The 23,801-nt window shown below is 55.5% G+C and carries 19 protein-coding genes; 12 read left to right on the top strand and 7 right to left on the bottom strand.

The annotated features are described in order from the left end of the window. Positions 1 to 77: 77 nt before the first annotated feature. The 5 genes from ACKPCT_RS15280 to ACKPCT_RS15260 form a co-directional block, all read right to left on the bottom strand. The gene (locus ACKPCT_RS15280; protein WP_319567327.1) at positions 78 to 1,538 is read right to left on the bottom strand and encodes a mannitol dehydrogenase family protein; all 1,461 of its coding nucleotides are present in this window, start codon (positions 1,536 to 1,538) and stop codon (positions 78 to 80) included. 147 nt (positions 1,539 to 1,685) lie between these two features. After that, on the bottom strand, positions 1,686 to 2,966 hold the full coding sequence (locus tag ACKPCT_RS15275; protein WP_090069486.1) for a TRAP transporter large permease: 1,281 nt from the start codon (positions 2,964 to 2,966) through the stop codon (positions 1,686 to 1,688). Positions 2,967 to 2,968: 2 nt separating this feature from the next. Then, positions 2,969 to 3,499, bottom strand: coding sequence for a TRAP transporter small permease (locus ACKPCT_RS15270; protein WP_090069489.1), 531 nt, complete (start codon positions 3,497 to 3,499; stop codon positions 2,969 to 2,971). Between the two features lie 178 nt (positions 3,500 to 3,677). Continuing rightward, positions 3,678 to 4,658 carry a C4-dicarboxylate TRAP transporter substrate-binding protein gene (locus ACKPCT_RS15265; RefSeq protein WP_319567326.1) on the bottom strand — a complete coding sequence of 327 codons (981 nt, stop codon included), beginning with the start codon at positions 4,656 to 4,658 and terminating at the stop codon, positions 3,678 to 3,680. A 29-nt stretch (positions 4,659 to 4,687) separates the two neighbouring features. Further along, complete coding sequence (locus ACKPCT_RS15260) at positions 4,688 to 5,392, bottom strand: GntR family transcriptional regulator (protein ID WP_090069492.1); 705 nt, start codon at positions 5,390 to 5,392, stop codon at positions 4,688 to 4,690. A gap of 223 nt (positions 5,393 to 5,615) precedes the next feature. Here ACKPCT_RS15260 and uxuA point away from each other — a divergent pair, with 223 nt between their 5' ends. Next, the gene (gene uxuA, locus ACKPCT_RS15255; RefSeq protein WP_319567325.1) at positions 5,616 to 6,815 is read left to right on the top strand and encodes a mannonate dehydratase; all 1,200 of its coding nucleotides are present in this window, start codon (positions 5,616 to 5,618) and stop codon (positions 6,813 to 6,815) included. A gap of 286 nt (positions 6,816 to 7,101) precedes the next feature. Beyond that, positions 7,102 to 8,202, top strand: a complete 1,101-nt coding sequence (gene bhcC / locus ACKPCT_RS15250; RefSeq protein ID WP_090070366.1) for a 3-hydroxy-D-aspartate aldolase BhcC — start codon at positions 7,102 to 7,104, stop codon at positions 8,200 to 8,202. A gap of 49 nt (positions 8,203 to 8,251) precedes the next feature. Here the strand turns inward: bhcC and ACKPCT_RS15245 are convergent, their stop codons facing one another. Beyond that, on the bottom strand, positions 8,252 to 10,165 hold the full coding sequence (locus tag ACKPCT_RS15245; RefSeq protein WP_319567324.1) for a sigma 54-interacting transcriptional regulator: 1,914 nt from the start codon (positions 10,163 to 10,165) through the stop codon (positions 8,252 to 8,254). A 254-nt stretch (positions 10,166 to 10,419) separates the two neighbouring features. On the opposite strand from ACKPCT_RS15245, the gene ACKPCT_RS15240 reads away from it, so the two are divergent. From ACKPCT_RS15240 to ACKPCT_RS15205, 8 genes are all read left to right on the top strand, one after another. Continuing rightward, the gene (locus ACKPCT_RS15240; RefSeq protein ID WP_244544596.1) at positions 10,420 to 12,039 is read left to right on the top strand and encodes an ABC transporter substrate-binding protein; all 1,620 of its coding nucleotides are present in this window, start codon (positions 10,420 to 10,422) and stop codon (positions 12,037 to 12,039) included. Between the two features lie 76 nt (positions 12,040 to 12,115). Beyond that, on the top strand, positions 12,116 to 13,072 hold the full coding sequence (locus tag ACKPCT_RS15235; protein ID WP_090069501.1) for an ABC transporter permease: 957 nt from the start codon (positions 12,116 to 12,118) through the stop codon (positions 13,070 to 13,072). After that, complete coding sequence (locus ACKPCT_RS15230) at positions 13,072 to 14,025, top strand: ABC transporter permease (RefSeq protein WP_090069504.1); 954 nt, start codon at positions 13,072 to 13,074, stop codon at positions 14,023 to 14,025. The genes ACKPCT_RS15235 and ACKPCT_RS15230 overlap by 1 nt, the downstream gene beginning before the upstream one ends. Before the next feature lie 31 nt (positions 14,026 to 14,056). Beyond that, positions 14,057 to 15,076 carry an ABC transporter ATP-binding protein gene (locus ACKPCT_RS15225; RefSeq protein WP_090069506.1) on the top strand — a complete coding sequence of 340 codons (1,020 nt, stop codon included), beginning with the start codon at positions 14,057 to 14,059 and terminating at the stop codon, positions 15,074 to 15,076. Next, positions 15,073 to 16,098 (top strand): ABC transporter ATP-binding protein, encoded by a 1,026-nt coding sequence (locus ACKPCT_RS15220; RefSeq protein WP_319567323.1) that lies wholly within the window; start codon positions 15,073 to 15,075, stop codon positions 16,096 to 16,098. Before ACKPCT_RS15225 ends, ACKPCT_RS15220 begins: the two co-directional genes overlap by 4 nt. 182 nt (positions 16,099 to 16,280) lie before the next feature. After that, entirely contained in the window at positions 16,281 to 17,354 is a 1,074-nt protein-coding gene (locus ACKPCT_RS15215) for a sialidase family protein (RefSeq protein WP_175527920.1), read from the top strand. Between the two features lie 97 nt (positions 17,355 to 17,451). After that, positions 17,452 to 18,723: a four-carbon acid sugar kinase family protein gene (locus ACKPCT_RS15210; protein ID WP_319567322.1), complete on the top strand. Its 1,272-nt coding sequence runs from the start codon at positions 17,452 to 17,454 to the stop codon at positions 18,721 to 18,723. Position 18,724: 1 nt separating this feature from the next. Further along, entirely contained in the window at positions 18,725 to 19,672 is a 948-nt protein-coding gene (locus ACKPCT_RS15205) for a dihydrodipicolinate synthase family protein (RefSeq protein WP_175527922.1), read from the top strand. 32 nt (positions 19,673 to 19,704) lie between these two features. On the opposite strand, the gene ACKPCT_RS15200 is transcribed toward ACKPCT_RS15205, so the two are convergent. After that, positions 19,705 to 21,651: a GNAT family N-acetyltransferase gene (locus ACKPCT_RS15200; protein WP_319567321.1), complete on the bottom strand. Its 1,947-nt coding sequence runs from the start codon at positions 21,649 to 21,651 to the stop codon at positions 19,705 to 19,707. 473 nt (positions 21,652 to 22,124) lie between these two features. Here ACKPCT_RS15200 and ACKPCT_RS15195 point away from each other — a divergent pair, with 473 nt between their 5' ends. After that, positions 22,125 to 22,589, top strand: a complete 465-nt coding sequence (locus tag ACKPCT_RS15195; RefSeq protein ID WP_175527923.1) for a MarR family winged helix-turn-helix transcriptional regulator — start codon at positions 22,125 to 22,127, stop codon at positions 22,587 to 22,589. Then, complete coding sequence (locus ACKPCT_RS15190; protein ID WP_319567320.1) at positions 22,586 to 23,755, top strand: HlyD family secretion protein; 1,170 nt, start codon at positions 22,586 to 22,588, stop codon at positions 23,753 to 23,755. The genes ACKPCT_RS15195 and ACKPCT_RS15190 overlap by 4 nt, the downstream gene beginning before the upstream one ends. Positions 23,756 to 23,801 lie beyond the last annotated feature (46 nt).

The following is a 23,801-nucleotide window of genomic DNA, read 5'->3' as shown; positions in this document are numbered from 1 at the left end:
AATGGCCCGTCAAAGCAACGGGCCATTATTGTATGGAGTGATGTTGATCGCCTTCAGTCAGTCATTCTGGCCAGCGGTCAGGCGAGCGCAGAAACCGCGTCTTTGATGCCTTTCTCCTTGATAGCTCTATAGGCCTCTTCCAGTGAAATCTTGAGCGCGGCGCTCAGCGCCAGCTCTGCAGGGAAGACGCCTGATTGCTGCATGAGGTTGGAAACGATGATTTCTATGCTGTCCCCTTGTGCCAGCTCTTTGAGCTTTTCGGAGAGCGGATCGCGCACATCAATCGGCTGTCCTTCCAGATCCACCCCGCTCACATAGATCATCCAGCCAGCCACCAGTAGGGCAAGCCGAGGGTAGGGCGTGCCAGCCTTGAGGTGATGGGCAATGGATTCCAGCGCGCGTTGGGGGAGCTTCTGGCTGCCATCCATGGCGATTTGCCATGTGCGGTGACGAATATTCGGATTGCAATAGCGCCCGATCAAGGCATCGGCATAGGCACCAAGGTCGACCCCTTGCGGCGCTTCCAGCGTCGGGGCCTGCTCCTTGATCATCAAGGCATGGGCCGCCGCCTTGTAGGCTTCATCGCCCATGGTATCGGCGATGGTCTCATACCCGCCCAGATAGCCAAGATAGGCAAGGAAAGAGTGGGAGCCGTTCAGCATCCGCAGTTTCATATTTTCATAAGGCAACACATTGCGGGTGAAGGTGGCTCCGGCCTGATCCCAGTCTGGACGCCCCGAGACGAAGTCATCCTCGATCACCCACTGACGGAAGGGCTCGCACAGGAAACCGGCCGGATCAGTATAGCCGATGTAATCGGCCAGGATCTGATGGCTTTCTTCGGTCATGGCCGGCACGATGCGGTCGACCATGGTGGAGGGGAAGCGCGCTTCGGTTTCGATCCATGCTGCCAGATCTGCATCCACCGCGCGGGCAAAGTCCAGCACGGCGCGTTTGGTCATATGACCGTTGGAAGGTAGGTTGTCGCATGAGAGAATGGTGAAAGGCGGCTTGCCCGCCTCGCGACGCTTGGCAAGACCGGCAACCAGCGTGCCGACCACCGTCTTGGGTGCATGGGGGCTTTCCAGATCGGCCTTCACCATCGGATTGTCAAAATCCAGCCCGCCATTGGCCGTCAACGTGTAGCCTTTTTCCGTTACGGTGATGGAAACCAGTTCGATGCCGTCCTCGGAAATCGCGTCAACAATGCTTTCCGGCCCCACCTGCGCCATGTGGCGATGGTCAATCACGGAGCCGACGATGCGGGCGTCCTGCTCTTCGGCGCCATTTTCAACCACGGTGTAGAGATAGCCGCGCTCGGCCAGACCATCAAGCAGGTCTGTCGGTCCCATAAGTTCGATTTCGCGATAGGCCCAATCCGTTCCGCCTGCGCCGATCAATTGATCGGTATAGACGGCCTGATGGGCCCGGTGAAACGCGCCAAAGCCAATATGGCACATGCGTACCTTGAGGGCATCGCGATCATAGGCGGGGCGCCTTACGGTTTCTTTTGCTGCGTCGAAAATGTCGGAAGTCATATCAAAAACTCTTGCGTTGAGTGGCCCGGAGTAGAATGACACGGGTCAGCATAAGTGGAATTATACGGGCAAAGAGGCGAGAGCCGCGGGCAATGGCGCGGCGGCTCTCTGGCTTCTCTTTGCAGGAGCGGAAAAAGGCAATATCCGCTAACCAAATGCCCAGTTGGGCAAGAAGAGCACCAGCTCTGGTACAAACAGGAGTAACAGAACAAGGCACAGGATGGCCAGCATGAAAGGCAGACTTTCTTTCACATACTCCTCGATTGGCGTGTCCAGAAGGCTACAGACGGTGAACATGGCCACTCCGACCGGCGGCGTCATGGAACCGAAGGTCACGATCGTCATCATTAGGATGCCGAAATGCACAGGGTCTACCCCGGCGCTCTTGATGACCGGCACAAAGATCGGCGTGAGCAGCAACACCAGAATGGTGCTCTCGAAGAATAGCCCCGAGATCAGAAGAAAGATCAGGATAACCCCGACGATCAAATGCGGCTCACTGAGAGAATTGAGCAGGAAGCCCGCCACGCTCTGGGGCACCTGCATAAAGATGATGGCAAAACCGATCATGCCACTCATCAGGATGATCAGCATGATCATGCCGATATCGGAAAGCGCATGGCCGAAAGCGCGCTTGATGGAATCGAATGTCATCACCCGATGGGCAAAGCTGCCGATCAGAATGGCATAGACCACGGCGAAAGCACCCACTTCCGATGGGGTGAAGATTCCGCCGCGGATGGAGATGATCAGCAACACAGGGAACAGTAGAGCCCATTTGGCGTCCCATGCCGCCCGGCCCACTTCGCCAAGGGTCGGCTTCTCGGCCGCTTCAATCACATAATTGCGCCGCTTGGCGATGACGAAAGCGGCAACCATCAGGAACAGCATCATCAAAAGGCCCGGAACCACCCCGGCCAGAAACAACCGGCCAATGGAAACCTGCCCCACATAGCCATAGAGAATGAGCCCAATGGAGGGCGGGATGGTTGCCGTGATCAGAGAGGAAAGCGCGATGACTGACGCCGTGTAGCCCTTGGAATAGCGATTGGCCAGCATCTGCGGTCCAAGCACCCGCGCTTCCATGGCTGCATCTGCCACAGCCGAGCCGGAAACGCCCCCCATCAGTGTCGACAGGAAGATGGACACAAGAGCCAAGCCTCCGGACATCCAGCCGAGCGTTGCCTTGGAGAAGCGGAACAGGCGATCGGTAATGTCGCTTTCATTCATCAGGTGTCCGGCCAGCACGAAGAAGGGAACGGCCAGAAGCGGAAAGCTCTGAGACACCGTGGCAATCTTTTGCACGCCGATGGAGACCGGCATGATGTCTGAAGTGAGGAAGAAGACGAAGCCCGAGATCCCGATGGCAAAGGCCACCGGAGCGCCCAGAATCATGAGAATTGCAAAGATAAGTGCGATCAGTCCCATGGTTAGCCCTCCACAGCATCTTGTTGGTTGGCCAGCTCGTCGGTGCTCTTGGGACGGGTGAAGACAAGCCGTTTTGTTTCTTCTCCCGAACGCCACGAAAGGACCGTGTTTGAAAGAATGGAGATGGTGAGCAGGATCGAACCAGCTGGCACCGAAATGGTGACCCACGCATAGGAGAGACCGGAATCGCCGAATACGCGTTGCCAGTTGAGCATCGTCAGCTTGTAGCCTTCATAGGCCAGCACCAGAAGAAAGGCGATGAAAAGGAAAGCCAGCGCTGTTTCAATCAGGCGGCGCGCTGCGAAGGGAAACAGGCGGACCAGAAAGTCTACGCCCAGATGCACGCGCTCGCGCATGGCCCGGGTTGCCCCAACAAAGCACAGCCAGATGAACAGCAGCTGAGCCAGATCCACCGACCAGATCAGCGGATGGCCAAAGAAGCGCATCACTGCCGCGATAAAGACCAGAAATGTGATCACGGCCAGCAGCACCGCGCCAACAAAAAATTCGATTTTTCCAAGAAACCCCGGCATGACAGCCTCGCTTTTTGTTCATTCCTTCAAGACGGGGGACGAAAGAATGATGCGGTTTATCGTTGAAGTGCGCAAGCCTTGGTGACCATCTCGCAGGTGAAAGTGTGCGCTTGAGATTGGGCCGCGTTGGGCGAACTGCCGCAAGGGGGCTTGCGACAGTCCTGATGCATGCTATTGATTATTCGGCGGCCATGGCGCGCAGTTTGTCGCGCAGGTCGCCATAGCCCAGATCGTCATAGACCTTGGCGGTGGCTTCCTTGAAAGGCGTGACATCGACTTCGCGCACTTCGACGCCTTTTTCCTTCAGCTCTTTTTCGATGCCTTCGAAGGATTTGAGCGTGCCATAAGAGGCAATGTCACCTGCTTTGAGGGCTTCTTCGCGAAGAACGGTCTGAAGATCTGCAGGCAGGCTGTCGAACCACATGGCAGAAGTGACCATGCCGGTGATCAGGTTGATATGACCGGTCTTAGTGACATACTTGATGACCTCATCCAGCTTTGCGCCAACAATGGCTGGCAACTGGGCTTCGGCGGCATCAATCACGTTGGACGACAGAGCCGAATAGACTTCACCCCATGGCATCGGGGTTGGCGTTGCGCCCATGGCGGCAATGGTGCCGGTCCAGACAGGGGCGCCCGGCGTCCGCATGCGGATGCCGTTGAGGTCTGCGGGAACGTTGATTTCCTTGTTGGTCAGCAGATGGCGCTCGCCCTGCCACCAGTTGAAAGAAAGGATCTGATGACCGGAAGCGTCATGCAGTTTCTTGACCCATTCTTCAAACAGATCAGAGGTGACAACCTTGCGGATGCCTTCATAGCCAGACGCCAGGAAAGGAGCGCCAAGCACCCCCAGCTCTTTCTGGAAAACGGCGAGACGACCGCCGTCGACAATCACGGCCACCGGCGCACCGGCGCGGGCCTGTTCCAGCACGTCTTCATCAGGGCCGAGCTGGGAATTGGGGAACAGTTTGACTTCGATGCGGCCATCGGATGCGTCCAGAACACTGGCCTGAAAAGATTCAAGCCCCTTGTAAAGCGGATCGGATGTGGCCAGAGCAGTGTTGATGCTCAGGGTATAGTCGGCCGCCATGGCGGCGGAGCCGAGAAGGCTGGCAACCGCGCCAGCCAGAATGGTTTTGCTAATAGCCGAAAATGACATTTGTTCCTCCCAGTCATTGTCGATGGGGATCAACCGTCCCCGGGTTCAAATAGTTCAGGTTTTTCTTGAGCGATCTGCGGCAGATCCTTCAGGATGCGCCGCAAGTGGGACCGCATGGCGGCCTCTGCCGCTGTAGCGTCGTGGACAGCAATCGCCGCAACGATGGCATTGTGCTGTTCCAGCAATTTCGCGGTATTATGCTCAACCAACGAGAGATAGCGGACACGGTCCATCTGCGCCTTCTGGCTTTGAACAACGGCCCAAGCGCCCATTTTGTGGGCCACCTCGGCCAAGGTCTGATGGAACAATTCATCCAGCGCGATGAAGGCATCCGGATCATCCGTCTCCACGGCCCGTTTTTGATGTTCGATCTGGTTTGCCAGCTCGCGGTCTACTGCCGCGTCATGGGTTTCCGCCACGAGACGCACAATGTCTGCTTCGATTGCCTCGCGCACAAAGCGGGCATCCATGACGGCGTTGGGGGAGATCTTTTTCACAAAGCTGCCCCGGTTGGGCAGGATATCGAGCAGACCGTCATTGGCCAGCTTGATAAAGGCCTCCCTTACTGGCTGGCGCGAAACAGCAAAGGCAGTGGCCCATTCGGCCTCTGACATTCGGCTTCCCGGCGTCAGTTGGTTGCGGATGATTTGTTGGCGCAAAATCCCGTGAATCTGCGGTGCCACCGGCAAACGCAAATCAATTTCCTGTTGCTCCAACCCATCAAGCAGCGACATAAGCTATCCTCCAATTGCTAACCACCATACCGGCATACCACCATACTTGTCAACCGGCTTTGGCTGTGATAAAGATTGATATAACGCGGCAACAGAGCGCAGAGGCATTGGACCATATGCGCATTGCGGCCGGATAAATTGCACCGGAGGAACCGGTCATGCACCCCTTGTCCTTGCGAATTCGGGCAGTCGGGCGCCAAGAACAACATACGGGAGACGGCAAATGCGTCAGACGTGGCGGTGGTTCGGTCCTCAGGATCGAGTTGGGATTGAGGACATGCTTCAGGCCGGTGTGGAAGGGGTCGTCAGCGCCCTGCATCACATTCCAACCGGCGATATCTGGAGCCCCGAAGAAATTGCAGCGCGCCAACAGCTCATCGCTTGCAAGAAGGATGGCACACCTTCCGGTCTGGCATGGGAAGTTGTCGAAAGCCTGCCTGTTTCTGAAGACATCAAGCAGCAGATGGGCAACTGGCGCACCCATATCGAGAATTACAAGCAAAGCATGCAGCATCTGGCCGACGCCGGGATCAAGATCATTTGCTATAATTTCATGCCGGTGCTGGATTGGACGCGAACGGATCTGACCTATCGTCTGCCGAGCGGCGCCACCTGCATGCGGTTCGATCTGATCGACTTCGCAGCCTTTGATCTGTTCATTCTGGAACGGGCCGGAGCGCACGAAGATTTCCCCGACGATGTGATCGAAGAAGCCAAAGGTCGCTTCGAGCGCCTTGATGATGCCGGGCGCGAGCTGTTGGTCGGATCAATCATTTATGGCCTACCCGGAGATGCCGAGGCACCTTCCATGGCAAATGTGCGGGCCAACCTTGCCCAGTATGACAATATCTCCCAGGAGCAACTACGCAGCCATTTTGTTGCCTTTCTGGAAGAAGTGGCTCCAGTGGCCCAAACCCTTGGCATGCGCCTTTGCTGCCACCCGGATGATCCTCCGTTCGGACTTCTGGGCCTGCCACGCATCATGTCCACTGAGGCGGACTACAAATATATGATGGATGCGGTCGATATTCCTGCCAATGGCATCACGCTTTGCTCCGGCTCACTGGGGGCGCGCCCGGATAATGATCTGCCCGGCATGATGAAACGCCTTGGTGATCGGGTTCATTTCCTGCATTTGCGCAACGTGGCTCTGGAAAGTGACGCGATCAAGGGCTCCTTTTATGAATCGGAACATCTGGGCGGACATGTGAACATGGTTGCCCTCATGCAAGCGGCGCTGGATGAAGAGGCAAGGCGCAAGGTGGAAGGCCGAGATGACTGGTCGATCCCCATGCGGCCTGACCATGGTCTCGATATTCTCGACGACCAGAAGCGCAAGGCCCAGCCGGGCTATCCTGCCATTGGCCGCTTGAAGGGGCTGGCCGAACTGCGCGGGATCATGGCAGCCCTTTTGTCTCTTTGACGGCAAAACAGACAAATTTATCAACACGATAAAATTGGAAAGCAAACTGGGTCGGCAAACTGCCGGCCCTTCTTTTTTTCCCTGCTACAAGCAAGACCGCCGACGGCAAGGCGATATCCGTACTAGCCCTGTTGACACCGGCTTGTCACCTGAGGTCTGTTATTTATCATATTAATAAGCAAGGCAGCCAGCCAGAAGGAACAGTGTGGTGACACCCGTCGAAAATATTGAGCATCTCGAGATCGAGCATCTAGAGGTCGGATTTGATATTCCAGCCCGACCAGGCATGAAGGAAGCCGATATTCAAACCCCGTGTCTTGTTCTTGATCTTGATGCATTGGAACGGAATATTGCCAAGATGGGGGCCTATATCAAGGCCCATGGCATGCGCCACCGCTTGCATGGCAAGATGCATAAATCAGTCGATATTGCATTGCTGCAAATGGAAATGGGCGGCGCTTGTGGCGTCTGTTGCCAGAAGGTTTCCGAGGCGGAAGTCTTTGCCCGTGGCGGTATTTCCGATGTTCTCATCTCCAATCAGGTGCGCGATCCACACAAGATAGACCGCCTTGCCAGCTTGCCCAAACTGGGGGCGCGCACGATTGTGTGTGTTGATGCTCTGGAAAATATTGACGAGCTTTCCGAAGCCGCCCGCGCCCATGAAACAGAAATCGAATGTCTGGTCGAGGTCGATTGCGGGGCAGGGCGCTGCGGTGTCTCAACTCCTCAGGAAGTCCTGATCTTGGCCAAGGCCATTAACAAGGCTTATGGACTTAAATTCTCCGGTCTGCAAGCCTATCAGGGATCCATGCAGCATCTGCCTGCTTATGCCGACCGCAAGGCCAAGATCGATGCTGCCGTTCTTCTGGTCAAGGACTGTCTGGCGCTGCTGGACGAAGAAGGGCTGGGCTGTGATATTGTCGGTGGCGGCGGAACTGGCTCCTACTATTTCGAATCCACTTCCGGTGTCTACAACGAATTGCAATGCGGCTCCTATGCCTTCATGGATGCGGACTACGGGCGCATTCTTGATGAAGATGGCAAGCGCATCGATGAGGACGAATGGGAGAATGCCCTGTTCCTGCTGACATCCGTGATGAGCCATGTGAAGGCAGACCGTGCCATCGTGGACGCGGGCCTTAAGGTACAGTCTGTCGATAGCGGCCTACCGGTCGTTTATGGGCGGGATGATGTGACCTATCTGGAATGCTCTGATGAACATGGAACCATCGCCGACCCTGACGGTGTTCTAAAAATCAACGAAAAGCTGCGCCTTGTGCCGGGTCACTGCGATCCGACCTGCAATATTCATGACTATTATGTGGGCGTGCGCAAAGGGGTGGTCGAATGCCTCTGGCCGGTGTCTGCCCGCGGAAAGGCCTATTAGGCAAGACGAGTCGGGCCACAAAATAGCAAATGGGCGAGCGGCCCCATGCCTAATGGGGCACGATGCCTTGTGGTTTGCTGTCCTTGCCAAGCCAGCGCTTGACGGTGTTGCGGTCTATCGAGAGACGCTGCGCCGTCTTGCTGATATTGCAATTCTCCTGCTTGAAAATCTGGTTCACCTTCGCGGCAATCATCTCGTCAAGGGTCGAGCCCTCCAACAGACTTTCGGATGCCGTGCCATCGCTCGATATCCGCCCCATATGATGGGTTTCCGAAGAGAGGAGCGGCGTGTCGAAATCATGCAGGCTTTGCAGCGTGGCAAACTTCTCGGCGCAATTCTCAAGCTCGCGTACATTGCCCGGCCAGCTATGGTGTCGCAATTCCTTTAGCAATTTGCCAGACAGCGGCGGCACCGGAATAGATTGCAAATGGCAGGCCTTTTCCAGAAAACGGGTGAAGAGCAGCTCCGGATCTCCCTTCCGGTCGCGTAGAGGGGGAATTTTAAGATCCAGCACATTGAGGCGATAGAACAAATCGGCCCGCAACCGCCCCGCCTTGATGGCTTCAAGCGGGTTCTTGTTGGTTGCGGCAATGATGCGCACCTTGATCGGGATGACCTTATTGTCGCCGATTCGCATGATTTCGCCCGTTTGCAAAGCGCGCAACAGCTTGGCCTGCAGAAAGACATCCATTTCGGTCAATTCATCAAGGAACAATGTGCCTTCATGGGCCAGCTCGAACAGGCCGATTTTGCCGGCACGGGACGCTCCGGTGAAGGCCCCCGGCGCATAACCGAACAACTCGCTTTCCAGCAGGTTGCCGGGCAAGGCGGCGCAGTTTACGGCAACAAAGGGGCCGTTTGAAAGCGCCCCCGCATTATGGATCGACTGGGCAAACAGCTCCTTGCCGGTCCCCGTTTCACCCACAATCATGATGTTGCTGGCTGTGCGGCTATAAAGCTGGGCCATCTCCACCAAACGCTTCATCTCCTGACAATGATAGATGATATGCTCGAAGGTATATTTGGCGTAAAAGCCGCTTTCGCTCAGTTTCTTGCGGATCAGGTTGCCTGCATCCTGAATTTTCTGCACCGGCTGGAAGAGAATGACCGAGGCATTGTCGGAAAGCTTCTCCGATGAGACGGGGATATGGTCCAAAGCCAGCTTGTCGTCATGACAGGTTACGATCATGTTTCGGGCATGGGCTTTCTTGCGGAAGGCCTTGCTGAGTTCGGGCGTATTGAAGAAACCGGCAATATTGGATCCAAGCAGATCATCGCGCTCCTGTCCCAATATCGTGCAGCCCTGTCTGTTGATCTCGTCGATCTGGCCTTCACTATTGACAAGAACAGCGCCATCCCGCGTGCAGTCGAGCACGGCCTCGAGCTTCTTCTCAGCCAGAAAATAGCGGTTCAGATTTTTATAGACGAGCATGGCGCGCTCAAAGGCATCGACGATGGTTTCCATGCTGGATTCGATCAGATAGGCGTTGAGCCCCTTGGATTTGGCCCACTGGAAGGCAACGGCGTCGCCGATCACCACATCCGGATTCCAATGCACCAGCGTATCCATCCGCTCCTGAAAGCTCTCCTTCTCGCGCAATTCGAACGAGCGATAATTGCGCGATAGAATGGTGCAAATGGGGGAAACAAGATTGATGAGGGGGGCAAAGCCAACAATTCCCACCCGGCTCGTCTCTGTTGTTTCCTTATAGACAAAGGCAAGCGTGCGCTGCACCGAGGCCTCCACCTCGATCACCTCGACATCAAGCGAACGGCGAATGAGGCGCGCGGTGCCCCCGCGGCTGATGATGATCTTGGCTCCGTCATCAAGCGCGCGCTTGGCTGCTTTCACGCCCTGATGCAAATCGCCCAGATAGGCCTTGGCCGGGTAATTGGATGTATCGATGATGCTCTGCGCCTTGATGCGGATCTGCTCAAAAGGCGCGATAAACGCAATAACCATGACCTGATCTCCCCCTCTGGTCGCAAGCAAGTATGCGGGGGGAGGGGCGAAATTGCAACGAACTGCTGATGCGATATGCATCAACAATTAGTGCAAACCACCACAGCTGCGCATTAGGCTATCTTCTTACTTTCAGAAAAAAGAAATTTATTTTCAATCGGTTAGGCGAGTGGCACGCGAATTGCAAAAATTTCGTTAAGGCGCACCAAGAACGTCATTGCTTTTACGAAGTTGAAATGAGAGGAGACAACTACATGAAAAAGGATCTTTTCAAAGTCCTTTTGCTCGGGCTTACAGTGCTCGGGCTGACACCGCTGCAAAGCGGCCAGGCATCGGCCGAAGATGGTCAGGTGCTCAATATTGCCCACCCCGTTTTACAGCAGAACTGGTCGCCCCTTCAGGGAGGAGGACACGCGGCACGCTGGCAATCTCTTAGCTGGGCTGCCCCAATGTATTTCGACAAGGACGGCAAGCTGACCCCTTACGTTCTTTCAAGTGTTGAGTCCGATGACAGCTATGTCAATTGGACCCTGCATGTCAATCCCGATGCAGTCTGGTCTGACGGCTCCAAGATCACGGCCGAAGATGTGGTCGGCACATGGAATCTGTCCGCCCGTCCGGCAACCAAGCACGCCCGCGTTAACCTGTTCCTTGGTGGCGTTGAAGGCTTCAACGACGTGGTCGTCGGCAAAGCAAAAGACATGACGGGATTGTCCGTCACCGATGACGCAACGGTGAGCGTCAAGCTCGCAAGCGCCGACCCGATCTTTGACCAGAAAATCGCAACGGCGCTGATCGCACCGGTGAAGATTTCTCAGGCTGAAGACGAGAATGGCAATGAAAAGTCCGATTGGTGGATGCCTCAGAATGGCGTCGTTGTCTCCGGTCCTTTCATGCCGGAAACCATGGACCTTGACCAGGGTGTTCTGACACTCGTACCGAACCCGAACTTTTTTGGTCCGAAACCAAAGCTTGAAAAAATCGTCCTGACCACTGTGGCTGATGCCAGCACAGCAACCCTGATGCTCAAACGCGGTACCATGGATGCTCATACCGAGCTCATCACGCCGACGATCATTCAGGACCTTGGACCTGACTTCCTTGGTGGCCCTGCGCTTGCCAAAGGCCAGCAGTTCTGGATCAATATCAAAAAGCCACCAATGGACGATATTAACGTCCGAAAAGCTCTGATCATGTCCATCAATCCTGATGAACTCGCTCTTGCAGCTTTCCCCGATGGCCCCTTCACCGCTGCATCCCAGATCCTTAACAAGGTTCCCGGTGTGGATCCGGACTTCAAGAAATATCCATATGATCCCGAAGCTGCCAAGGCTGCCCTTGCTGCCTCAAAATACAAAGATGCCAACCGCCTGCCAAAAATCATGTTTGTCGGTATTTCTACCCCGACCCATGAAGCCGCTGCCCAGTATATCGCTGAACAATGGCGCAAAACACTTGGCATTCAGGGCATTGAAATGAAACCTGCCATCGAAACCTATTCCGGCCCTGACCAGAAGAGCGTTCAGATCTTCCGTGACGATGTCGGCACGCGGGTTCCTGATGCGGTTTCCTACCTGATGGGCTCGATCTATTCGAAGTCCGGTAACGCCCGCAACAAGCTGGGTAGTTACAAAAACGACAAGATTGATGCCCTACTCGAAGAAGCATCCGTCAAGGGTGTGAAAGACCCGGACCGCATCAAACTTGCACAGGAAGCACAGCGTCTCTTCCGTGAAGACTGGACCTACATTCCTTACTACTACGACGTGATGTCGAAATGGGCCATGCCATGGGTCATGAATTTCGACAAGAACGATGACTGGCAGGTCATCGAGCCTTGGAATGTAACCATCGACGAAGCAAAACGTCCGTAAGGACGGCGAACCTGGACGGGTCGTGGTGGTCTCACTTCCCGTCCTTTTTTTCCCGAATTCGCAAGGATGACTTGATATGGGACGCTACATCTTATTCCGACTTCTGAAGTGGATTCCCTCGGTTTTTATTCTTCTTCTGTTAATCTACGCTCTCGTGTTCTTCGGAGCAGGCGACCCGATCAAGCTTATCTTCCTGCAGGCTCCGGGGGATGTGGCGTATGATCCGGACAGAGTTGAAGCCATAAGGGATGCCGCTGGCCTGAACCGGCCGTTTCTGGTTCAGTTCATGGACTATCTGGGCAATATCGCGAACGGCAACTTTGGCAACTCGCTGGTTTCCGGTCGCTCGGTCAACTCGATGATCAGTGCAGCGCTTCCGGTGACCCTCAAAATCGGACTCACCGCGATTTTCCTGCTCTCCATCGTTGGCATCATTCTGGGCGTGATCGCCGCGCTCAATCAGAACAAGCTTCTTGATAACCTGATCGTGGGCTTTGCCCTCATCGTTTGGGGCATTCCGGTTTTCGTTGCCGGTCCGCTGATCATCGTCTTTCTCGTGCTGGTTATGGATATGGACGTGCCCTATGGCTGGAGTGGCCTGCTCAGTTTCAAGGTGATTGTCCCCCTTCTGGTTCTGGGGCTCAACCCCATGGCGCTGATCATTCGACAGGCGCGCGCCGGTGTGCTTGAGGTGCTCAGTGAAGACTATGTCCGCACAGCCCGCGCCAAGGGCATTCCGAATTATCAGGTCGTGGTCAAGCATATCATGCGCCCCGTGCTGACGCCTGTTGTCAGTCAGATCGGCCTTCTGGTGATTGCCACGCTCAACAACTCTATTCTCATCGAAAAGGTTTTCGGGCTGCCCGGCCTTGGGCGCCTCACCGAAACCGCAATCAAAACCTCGGACTATCCGGTCATTCTCGCGATCGTGTTGATCTTCTCGACGGTGGTCATGGCCTCCAACCTGCTGGTTGATATTTCCTATCCGCTGCTTGACCCCCGCGCGGCAGCCAAAAAGACAGGAGACGAATAATGACGGACAATACGCTTGAGCTGCAACAGGAAGAGAAGCAGTTCAGTCTGGCCAAGGATGCCTTTGACCGGCTGATAGCCAACAAGCTCGCCGTGATCGGCATGCTGCTGGTGGTGTTCCTGTTCTTCATCGCCATTTTCGGCCCCTATATTACGCCTTACGACTTCCTGTCGCAGGATCTGCAGGCCCGCAATCAGGCGCCAAGCTGGGCTCATTGGTTTGGCACCGACGATCTGGGGCGCGACATCATGAGCCGTGTGATCTATGGCGCAAGAACTGCCGTTATCGTGGCCTTCTCAACCACCTTTCTCAGCCTGATCATCGGTATTTTCATGGGCTCGCTGGGTGGCTATTTTGGCGGCAAGGTGGATGCTTTCATCGTCTGGCTTATCGACATCACTATGTCGGTGCCCTCTCTGCTGCTGGTCATCGTCATCAACGTTTCGATGAAGCCACGGCTGGTCAACTGGATGGATGAGCAATTCCTGCTCACGGGCAACTCTTTCTATCGCAATACCATTCTGGTGGACTTCGTGCTGGTGTTCGGCTCTCTGGCCCTCATCAAATGGCCAAAGGCGGCCCGCATCATTCGCGGCCAGATCATGTCGGTGCGCAACAAGAACTATGTGCTCGCCGCCGAGGCCATCGGGGTGCCGACGCCAAAGATCGTCTGGAAATATGTCATTCCAAATTCTATCGGTCCGATCATCGTCTATATCAGTGCCGCCCTTGGGGAGGCCATGGTGTTTGAATCGTCCTTCTCCTTCCTGGGTGTTGGCGTGCGTCCTCCAATCCCCAGCTGGGGCAACATGATCTCGGATGGATTGCGCGTCTGGCAGCTCTATCCGCACATTCTCGCAGCGCCTGCCGCAGTGCTTGCGTTGGTCACCATCGCCTTCAGTTTCCTTGGCGACGGCCTCAACGATGCGCTCAACCCGCGGCAATGGAAATAGAGACACAACGAACAGCTAAAGGGAGGGCGCTTTGACCAAACTTTTGGAAGTGAACAATCTGCATACGCGCTTCAAGGTGCGCAATGGCTATCTTTACGCGGTAAACGGTGTTTCCTTCACGCTCGACAAGGGGGAAATGCTCGGTGTGGTTGGCGAATCCGGATGCGGCAAGAGCGTATCCATGATGAGCCTGATCAGACTGTTGCCACCAGCGGCCCAGATCACCCAGGGCGAAGTCTTGCTGGAAGGAAAGGATCTGGCCAAAGCCAGTGCCAGCGAGATCAACATGGTGCGCGGCTCCAAGGTTGGCATGATCTTTCAGGATCCGATGACCTCGCTCAATCCGTTTATGAAGATCGGTGCGCAGCTGTGCGAAGGCATCATCTATCACAAGAAGATGAGCCGGGCCGATGCCATGAAGCAGGCAGCCAAATATCTCGATCTGGTGGGTATTTCCAACAGCGAGCATCGCTTACATGAATATCCCCATCAGCTCTCGGGCGGCATGCGTCAGCGTGTGATGATCGCCATGGCGTTGCTGGGCGAGCCCGAGCTGGTGATTGCCGACGAGCCGACCACGGCCCTTGACGTGACCATTCAGGCCCAGATCGTGGAACTGGTCAAGGAACTGCGTGAAAAGCTCAACATGTCGATCATCTGGATCACCCATGACCTTAGCCTCTTGGCTGGCATGGTGGATCGCATCATGGTCATGTATGGCGGCAGTGTGGTGGAAGAAGCGCCTCTGGATGAAATCTACAAGAGCCCGCGTCACCCCTACACCATCGGTCTGCTCAAATCGATCCCGAGCATCAAGACCGAGGCTGGCAGTCGGCTTCCTTCCATTGCGGGGGCACCGCCTAACCTGTTTGTGGAGCCGCAAAGTTGCCCCTTTGCCGCGCGCTGCGCCTATCGCAAGGAGCGTTGCACCAAGGAGATACCGCCATTGGAGCCGGTTTCCGGCGCTGGCGCCAATCCGCACCACCGCATCGCTTGCTGGGTGGATGTAACCAAAGAGCCTGCTGAGCCCAAAGAGGGGGGGATGCTATGACGCGTGCAGCCAAGCAGCCACTGGTCAAGGTGAAAAACCTTGTCAAATATTTCCCCATCAAGATCGGCGCTTTCGGAAGTGAGAAAGCGGTCGTGCATGCCATCGATGACGTCAGTTTCGATATATTCAAGGGCGAGACCCTGGGGCTCGTAGGCGAGTCAGGATGCGGCAAATCGACGACTGGTTTCACGATCCTGCAGATCTATCGCTCCACGTCCGGAAGCGTCGAATTTGAAGGGGTTGATCTGGCCTCCCTGTCCAAACAGGAGCTGCGCGCTATGCGCAAGCGGGCCCAGATTGTCTTTCAGGATCCCTATTCAACGCTCAATCCGCGCATGACCATCGGTGAAGCGCTGGCTGAGCCGATGAAGGTCCATAAAATCTGCCCTGACAATGAGATTCAAGGCCGAATTGCCCAGCTTATTCGCGATGTCGGGCTCAATCCCAATGTCGCCAATCGCTATCCGCATGAATTCTCCGGCGGCCAGCGTCAGAGGATCTGCATTGCCCGTGCTCTTGCGTGCAATCCGGAATTCATCGTCTGTGACGAACCTATTTCCGCGCTTGATGTGTCCATTCAGGCCCAGATCATCAACCTCTTGATGGATATTCAGGAGAAATACAATCTCACCTATCTCTTCATCGCCCATGATTTGGCCGTTGTACGCCATATCAGCGACAGGATTGCAGTGATGTATCTGGGCAAGATCATGGAGATTGCCGAAAAGAAGGATTTGTTCAAGAGGCCATTGCATCCCTACACCAAGGCGCTGCTGTCGGCCGTGCCGGAAGCTGATCCGGATATCGAACGCCAACGCCAACGGATTATCCTCAAGGGGGATGTTTCCAATGCCATTGATCCGCCAAGCGGCTGTCGGTTCCACCCGCGTTGTGCCTACGCAACAGATGCCTGTGCGCAATCCGTACCGGAACTGGAGGATTATGGCGATGGACATCAGGTCGCCTGCCTGCGTCTGGACGAGATTGCCATGGAAGAAAAACTGGAAACTGAAGACGCCTGACCTTGGCTCTTGAGCAATCCCGATGGCCCCATTTCGCTGGACCACACTGACAACTCGGGCGGCAGACCAACCGCTTTCGCCCGTGCGTACTACCCGTTTATGTCTATTCGCCACCTATTATGCCGAGAATCTTGCCGGGCATCGCGTGTGGCGCCGATCATAAAGCAAAGCCAGGTAACGCCATGAAAATAATTGAAAGCAGAGCCATTCCGACCCCATGCCTGAGCAACCATGCATCCAATCTTCTGAAGCTGGAGAGTGGCGATCTTCTGTGCACCTGGTTCGGTGGCAGCATGGAGGGCTCGTCCGATATCTCCATCTACTTGTCCCGTTTTGATCATACTGAAAAGACATGGAGCGATGCGGTCAAGATGAGCGATGATGCCAACCGCTCCGAGCAAAATCCGGCCCTTTTCCGCCATCCTTCCGGACAGATCTGGCTGCTCTATACGGCTCAACTCAAGACAGATCAGGGAACCGCCATTGTGCGCTTGCGCCGCTCGGATGATGAGGGGCAGAGCTGGGCCCCGATTGAAACATTGTTTGCGCGGGAAGGCACCTTCATTCGCCATCCGCCAGTGGTCAACCCCGATGGCAAGCTTCTGCTGCCGATCTGGTTTTCCAGCATGAAAAACGCCTTTGGAGATGACCGTTCACTGGTGCAGATTTCCGATGATGGCGGTATGAGTTGGCGCCTTGAAGGCGTGCCCAGAAGCGAGGGCTGCGTGCATATGAATATCCAGCCCAGTTGCAAGGTGGCTTTCTATCGCAGCCGCCGGGCGGACAATATCTTCCGGTCTGTTTCAGATGATGGCGGCCTGACATGGTCTGCGCCGGAACCAACGCCATTGCCCAACAACAATTCGTCCATTCAGGCTGCCGAGCTGTCCGATGGCCGGTTGCTTATCATCTACAACCATATCAGCGCTGCTGGTCGCGATTGCGAAAGTGCGGTGCCGCCCTGGGTGCAGGATAAGGAAGCCTTTCTGGCTGAATGCGACGTAACCGAAAACAGTGCCATCTGGGGCGTGCCGCGCAATCCGCTCATCATTGCCAGCTCGACCGATCTGGGAAAAAGCTGGAAAGAGGAGCTAGTCGTCGAAGAAGACGCTCACCTTCTGTCGGCTCATGACAAGAAGGGCGCCTTCCGGGGGGATTATTCCTATCCCTCGATCATCGAGACATCCGATGGGCGCCTCCATATCAGCTATTCCTACCTGCGCGACTATATCAAACACGTCACGCTGAGCATGTGAGTTTGGCTGGAAAAGGGGAATGGCAACGTAGTTGAAGAAGGCCTGAAGAAGAGTTGAAGAAGACAAGAACGGGCTTGGAACATTGTGGGGGGAAAGGGTGAAACAGGATCAGAAACTGGCGATCATCGCAGATGATTTCACCGGCGCAGGGGATTCCGGGGTGCATTTCTCGCGGCTTGGCAAGCAGATCAAGTTGCTCCTTCATTTCCCGTCCCTGCATGACGAAGGACTGCTCGAAGGGAACGTCTCCATCAATTCCGAAACCCGATTTCTGGCTCCGGATGCGGCAGCGGCCACGGTGGCCCATGTGATCGGCATTTGCCGCCAGAAGGGATATGAGCGCTTTTACAAGAAGATCGATTCCACCATGCGCGGCAATCCCGGCGCCGAAATCGAGGCTGCCCTTGAGGCAACCGGTAAAGCCGCCGCGCTCATTTGCACCGCCATGCCCGAAACCGGACGCACCTGCCGCGAGGGAACCATCTTTTTGTCCGGCGTGCCTCTGCATGAGACAGATATTGGCAAAGACCCTTTCCACCCGATCTCGACCTCGAACATCGCCTGCATGCTCGGCGAACAGTCACGCCTTGTCACCGCTGGACTGACGATTGCCGATTGCGAAGCCGGAGAGGAGGCGCTGGTCTCCTCCATCAAGGCGCATATCATAGCCGGAGCCCGGCTGATCATTGCCGATGCGGTCAATGAAACCCATTTGGCAACGCTGGCCAGAGCTGCATTGCAGGCCGACTGTCTTCCCGTGGGAGCAGGGGGCTTTGCCAGAGCGCTGGCGAATTCCGAGGCAACACCAAAAAGCAAATCCACCAAACGGCAGGGCGCTATTCTGGATGGGCCGTTGCTGGCCATCGTCGGCAGCCTTGCCAAGCCATCGCTGCGACAGGCGGACGCCGCTGAAAAGCTGGGAGACTACCAATCCATTATAGTCCCTCCCGATGCCAAGCCACAGGACGTGGCCGGTCTCTGCCGCGCACAGCTTGAGACGAACGGGGGCAGATCTGGCGACATCCTTCTGCGCATGGATAACAGCAGCGTCGCCGCACGGGTGAGCAAAGAAGAAGGCGCTCGCATCGCCGCTCTGGTCGGGCAGGCTGCGCTTGCTCTTTGCCAGAGCCAACATTGCAAAACCGTATTCAGCACGGGCGGCGAAACAGCGATTGCCGTTGCCTCCGCGCTCGGCATTGAGGCCATTGATCTTGCCGACGAGCTACTGCCGGGCGTTGTGCTCGGGGCCTGCCGGTCCGACAAGGTGGATGTGAAATGGTTCATCTCCAAGGCCGGTGGCTTTGGCGATGATGCCGTACTGCTCGATATTCAGGCTCAAACGCGCAACCCCATCAGAAAAGCTCAATGAGATGGAAGACCTTCGCATAGCAAAGCAGGACATGCCGCATGTGGCACCAGAGACAACCGGACAGCCCGCGAGGGCCGAGGCTTACGTTGCCATTATCACCTGTTTCAATCGCGATGACACGATCAACTACTCTGCGGTGAGAAATCAGGTCCGGCGGCAGATCAGCTTCGGCAACAATATTCTCGTGGGGGACACGCAAGGGGATTTTACCTGCCTGACCCATGCGGAGAAAGTGCGCCTTTGCGCCGAAATCGTTGAAGAAGCAGACGGGCGCGTCAAGGTCTTGGCCAATATCGGGATGCCCTCCACCTACCAGTCCATTCTGGTGGGCAAGGATATCTCCGGACTCGGAGTGGATGGTGCAACCGTGCTCGCCCCCTATTTTGCCGATTGCCCGGATGAGGATGTGTTCCTGCATTACAGCAAGGTTGCCGACAGCTTGCAGATGCCGATTTATCTTTACAATGCGCCTGCCATCACCATGCGGCCTCTTTCGGCAGAGGTGGTTGGGCAACTGGCGTCCCACAGCAACATCAAGGGCATCAAGGACAATAGCACCGATGGAGCCCGAATGCGGGCCTATCTGGATATCGCAGCGGACAATGCGGATTTTGTGCATTATGTGGGCACGGATTCCCTCATCTGTGAGGCGCTTTCCCATGGGGCAGCAGGATGTATGTCTGATCTGGGGAATATCCTGCCCCGAACGCTCAATAATCTCTGCCTTACCTTTGCCAATGGCAGCAGCAAGGAGGCACTGAAATGGCAATCCCTGCTGTCTGAACTGCGCGCCGATCTGCTGGCATTGGGGCCCATGGCTCTCTGGGTCAAACAACTTCTCTATTTGATGGATAACAGCGTCGGTCTCGGGCGCCAGCCCTTTCCGCGCCCCAACAGCGCACAGGAAGAAGCCCTGTGCGCCATCGTCGAGAAATATCAGATCGTGTGATGGATGCCTTGATGCCTCTCCACTGGGGCTTCTTAAACGCGTCCCCGGCCGATGCGGCTGACCAGCACGGCCATCAAGCGCTGATAGAGATCCGCCCCCAGCACATCATCCTCAATGCCATAATCAACGGACGGGTTGTCGTTGATCTCGATGATGCACGGCCCTTTCGGTGTTTCCTTGATGTCCACCCCGTAAAAGCCGTTGCCGATCAACCGGGTACCGCGAATGGCCGTTTCAACCACGTCAACAGGCACAGCTGAGATGGGCATCGTCTCCGAGTCGCCAGACTGGATTGTGCCGTCCTTTTCATATTCGTAGATCTTCCAGTTGCCGCTCACCATGTAATATTTGCAGGCATAGAGCGCTTCCCCGTCCAGCACCCCGATCCGCCAGTCAAAATCCGTCGGCATGAATTCCTGAATCATCAGAAGATCCGTTTTGCGGAACAGTGATTTGCTGAGATCGTTCAGCTCATCGCGGCTCGACACCTTGTGTACGCCCTTGGAGAAACAGCCATCGGGAATTTTTAGAATGCCGGGAAATTCGAACGCGTCGACGAGCGCCTTTAGACGCGGGCGGTCAAAGATCGTTGTCTTGGGCGTCAGGATCCTGTTCGACTTCAAAAGTTCCGCCAGATAGATCTTGTTCGTGCAACACAGGATCGAATGTGGATCATCGATAACCGGCATCCCCTCACGCTGCGCCCGCTTGGCAAAGCGATAGGTGTGATGGTTGAGAGCCGTTGTCTCACGAATGAATAGGGCATCAAATTCAAGCAGGCGTCCGAAATCCTTCGCGGTGATGAATTCAGCGCGTGCGTCCACGGTTTCAGCGGCAGCTGCGAATGCCTCCAGCGCCTTGGCATCGCTCGGAGGGCTCTCTTCTTCTGGATTGGCAAGAATGGCCACGACGGCGGAAGGCAGCTTGCGGATTGACGGTTTGGGCAGACTGCCTTTGAGAAAGGCGCTAAGGGCCGACAGGAAGCGCGGCTTTTCCTCTTCGCCCAGCTTGTGAATGGCAACCGCTTCGATTTCCTTGATCCTGAATTTCGCGTCTTCTTGCAAGGTGATGCGAATGGCAGGGCAGCGGAACAGGTCGAAAGCCGTTTTGCCAATGTCGCGAAAGCGCCGTTCGGAGGTGCGGCCGAAATAGATGTCTATGGAAGCGGGGAAGCTCTTGTCCTGCATGCTGCCAAGCATTTGATCCAGGCGCAGGAGGGCCTGTCGATGGATGCGCTTCCAGTTGATGTCGAGCAGTGCATCGGCTTCTGGCAGGCAGCGTTCCTTGCGGGCTTCGGCCAGCAGACTGCAATAATAGCCAAGGGATAATGGTTCATAGGAGCGCGACAGGTTGATGATGCGTCGCCCCGGAACCCCATGTTCGAGCGCCAGATATTGGCGCACAGTCATGACCAGCGAGCCGCTAGGCGGTGTTTCCAGATCCTTGAGCTGATCCACCAGAATGATCGGCAGGCGGGTGCGGTTGGCCGGTTTGGAGCCATGGGGCAGATGCTCAAGCACGCGCAAAAGGCGAAGCCCGTCTGCGCCATCCTCATAATAGCCCGGCAAGGCCTCTTCCGGCACGAAGCCATAGCGCTGGTAAAGACTGATCGCCTTGCTGTTATCGGCGCGAACCTCCAGCGACAGTCGGTCGCATTCCAGCTCTTTGGCAATAGCCTCGGCACCCCCCAGAAGCTGGGAGCCAATGCCAAGCCCGCGAGCCTCCGGCTCCACGGCAATCGAATAGAGACGCGCGACAGATGTGCCCTGTCGGGTGAGGATCAAGGCATAGCCGAACAGCCTGTCCTGCTCGCCAATTGCCACAAGAAGGCGGGCTGTGTCTGTCTTCATGAAAGAAGAAAAGGAACGGCGACTGATCTGGTCGCTATCAAAACAGCGGTCTTCTAGCGTCACAAGAGCGGAAAGGTCGGCCATATTGGCCGGACGAATGAGGACTTGGGAAAGAGGATGCGATGGCATGGGATGCACTCACGATCACGGTTGAGACAGGCTCCCATTTCCGCAAGAGTCCCAGATAGAGAGCGATGGTCCTATATACTGTTGCTTGAGGTTTGAATATCGAAAAATGCAAGTTTTAGGACGAAAATGTAAGAGGATATGTGCGAGGATATATTGGTCATTTCTGTCGAAATTGTTTCTGCCAATTACGAATGGCAAAACGGATGTGTATGTCGCTACGGTGACGTAATCGGCGCTGTCTGACTATGTTCGCGCCGCAAGAGTAACCCTACTGTTTTTCTTTAAAACACAAGGGTTTTGGTTACGGGTTTATAACCGCTTTAAGAATTTCGATTGGCCTGAGTCGTACCTTAATTCCGGCTACACGGGTGCTATGCAGAAATTGCAAGCTCTTCTGCATTGACTCAAGGGAAATCCACAACATATATGCGCTTATTATAAGTACACATATGATTTGGTCTCTTGAGGTTTGCATGGATATGAAGGAAGCCGAACAGCATGTGGGCTACCTTCTGTTCGAAGTGTCCCGCCTGTTTCGTCGCCGCTATGAAGAGCGGTCCAAGTCCTGTGGGCTGACGTTACAGCAGGCCCGTGTCATCGGGCATCTGTCACATCATCCTGACGGTTTGTCGCAGGCAACACTGGCGCAGGCCATCGATAGCGATCCGATGACCATCAGCGGCATATTGGACCGGCTGGAGAAACGCGCACTGGTTAAACGCGTTCAGGATCCTGCCGATAGCCGTGCCAAGCTGGTAACCATTACGCCGGAAGGCCGCGAGCTTTTCATCCATGCGCGTAGCATCAGCCGCGAACTCTTTGACCAGATACTCGGTAACCTGGAGGATGGGCACAGGGAAATCCTGATGGAAAGCCTGAAAAGCATCCGTAACCAGCTAATTGATATGTCTCCCGAAAACAAGGAATCACAGAAATGAGTGCTCGCACCACAACGGTTGCAGACAATGTGACCGAATTGGAAATTGAAGGCGATGCGTCCACTCCCGAGAGTGAAAACCGCATTCCCGCTTCTGCACCGATGCCTCAATCTGAAGACGATACTGTAGCCACGAGCAAAAGAAGGCCCGGTCGGCTTCTCCTCATGGTGTCCGTGCCATTGCTCATCGTGCTGGGCGGCCTTTGGGTCTGGTTGACCGGAGGACGGTTTGAAGAAACCGATAATGCCTATGCGCATCAGACAAAGGTTGCCATCTCGGCGGATATTTCGGGCCGGATCGCCTCTGTTGGTGTGAAGGACAACCAGCATGTTTCTGTTGGCGACGTCTTGTTCACGCTCGACCCTGAGCCTTTCCAGATCGCCGTGGATGAGGAAAAGGCTGCGCTCGCCAAGGCACGTCTGGATGTAGAGCAGCTGAAAGTGAGCTTCCACACCGCAGAGGCCTCTCTGGCGTCGGCCCGGGATACCCTTGCCGTTCAACAGGAACTCTATGATCGCCGCGCCATTCTGGCTGAAAAGGGCATTGCTTCGAGCTCCACACTGGATGAACTCAAGCTTTCCCTTCTGGCAGCGAAGAATGCCGTTACCACAGCGGAAAAGCAGGTGGATAGCGCTAGGGCTGCGCTGGGCGGAAATCCCTCCATCCAAACAGACGAGCATCCAACGGTTCGCACCGAGCTTGCCAAGCTGGAACTGGCCGAGCGCAATCTGAGGAAGACCACTATCAAGGCTCCAAGCTCTGGCGTTATTGCGCAAGTGGATGACATGAATGTTGGCCAATTTGTTACCGCTGGCAGTGCAATGGCCAGTCTGTTTGAAGCAGATGACACTTGGGTGGAAGCCAATTTCAAGGAAACCCAACTGGAAGGCATTCAGGTAGGCATGCCGGTGGAAATAACCTTTGATGCTTATCCGAGCACCCATTTCGATGGCAAGGTTAGCAGCATCAGCGCTGGAACAGGGGCAGAATTCGCCCTGATCCCTGCCCAGAATGCAACCGGCAACTGGGTGAAGGTCGTGCAACGTGTACCGGTGCGCATCGAACTGGAACAGGCGCCCGAAACGTCGAACTTGCGCTCGGGCATGAGTGCAGTGGTTAGCGTCGACAAAGGCCAGTCCACTCTGGATAAACTCAAGGGCATTTAAGGACATCATGCATCGGGCATCCGCATGGGTGCCCGGTCTGCAGGGG

The organism is Cohaesibacter marisflavi, from assembly GCF_963665895.2.
Lineage (GTDB): Bacteria > Pseudomonadota > Alphaproteobacteria > Rhizobiales > Cohaesibacteraceae > Cohaesibacter > Cohaesibacter marisflavi.
Note: the sequence above shows the minus strand (reverse complement) of the source record. Positions and strands in the feature narration are given on the sequence as shown.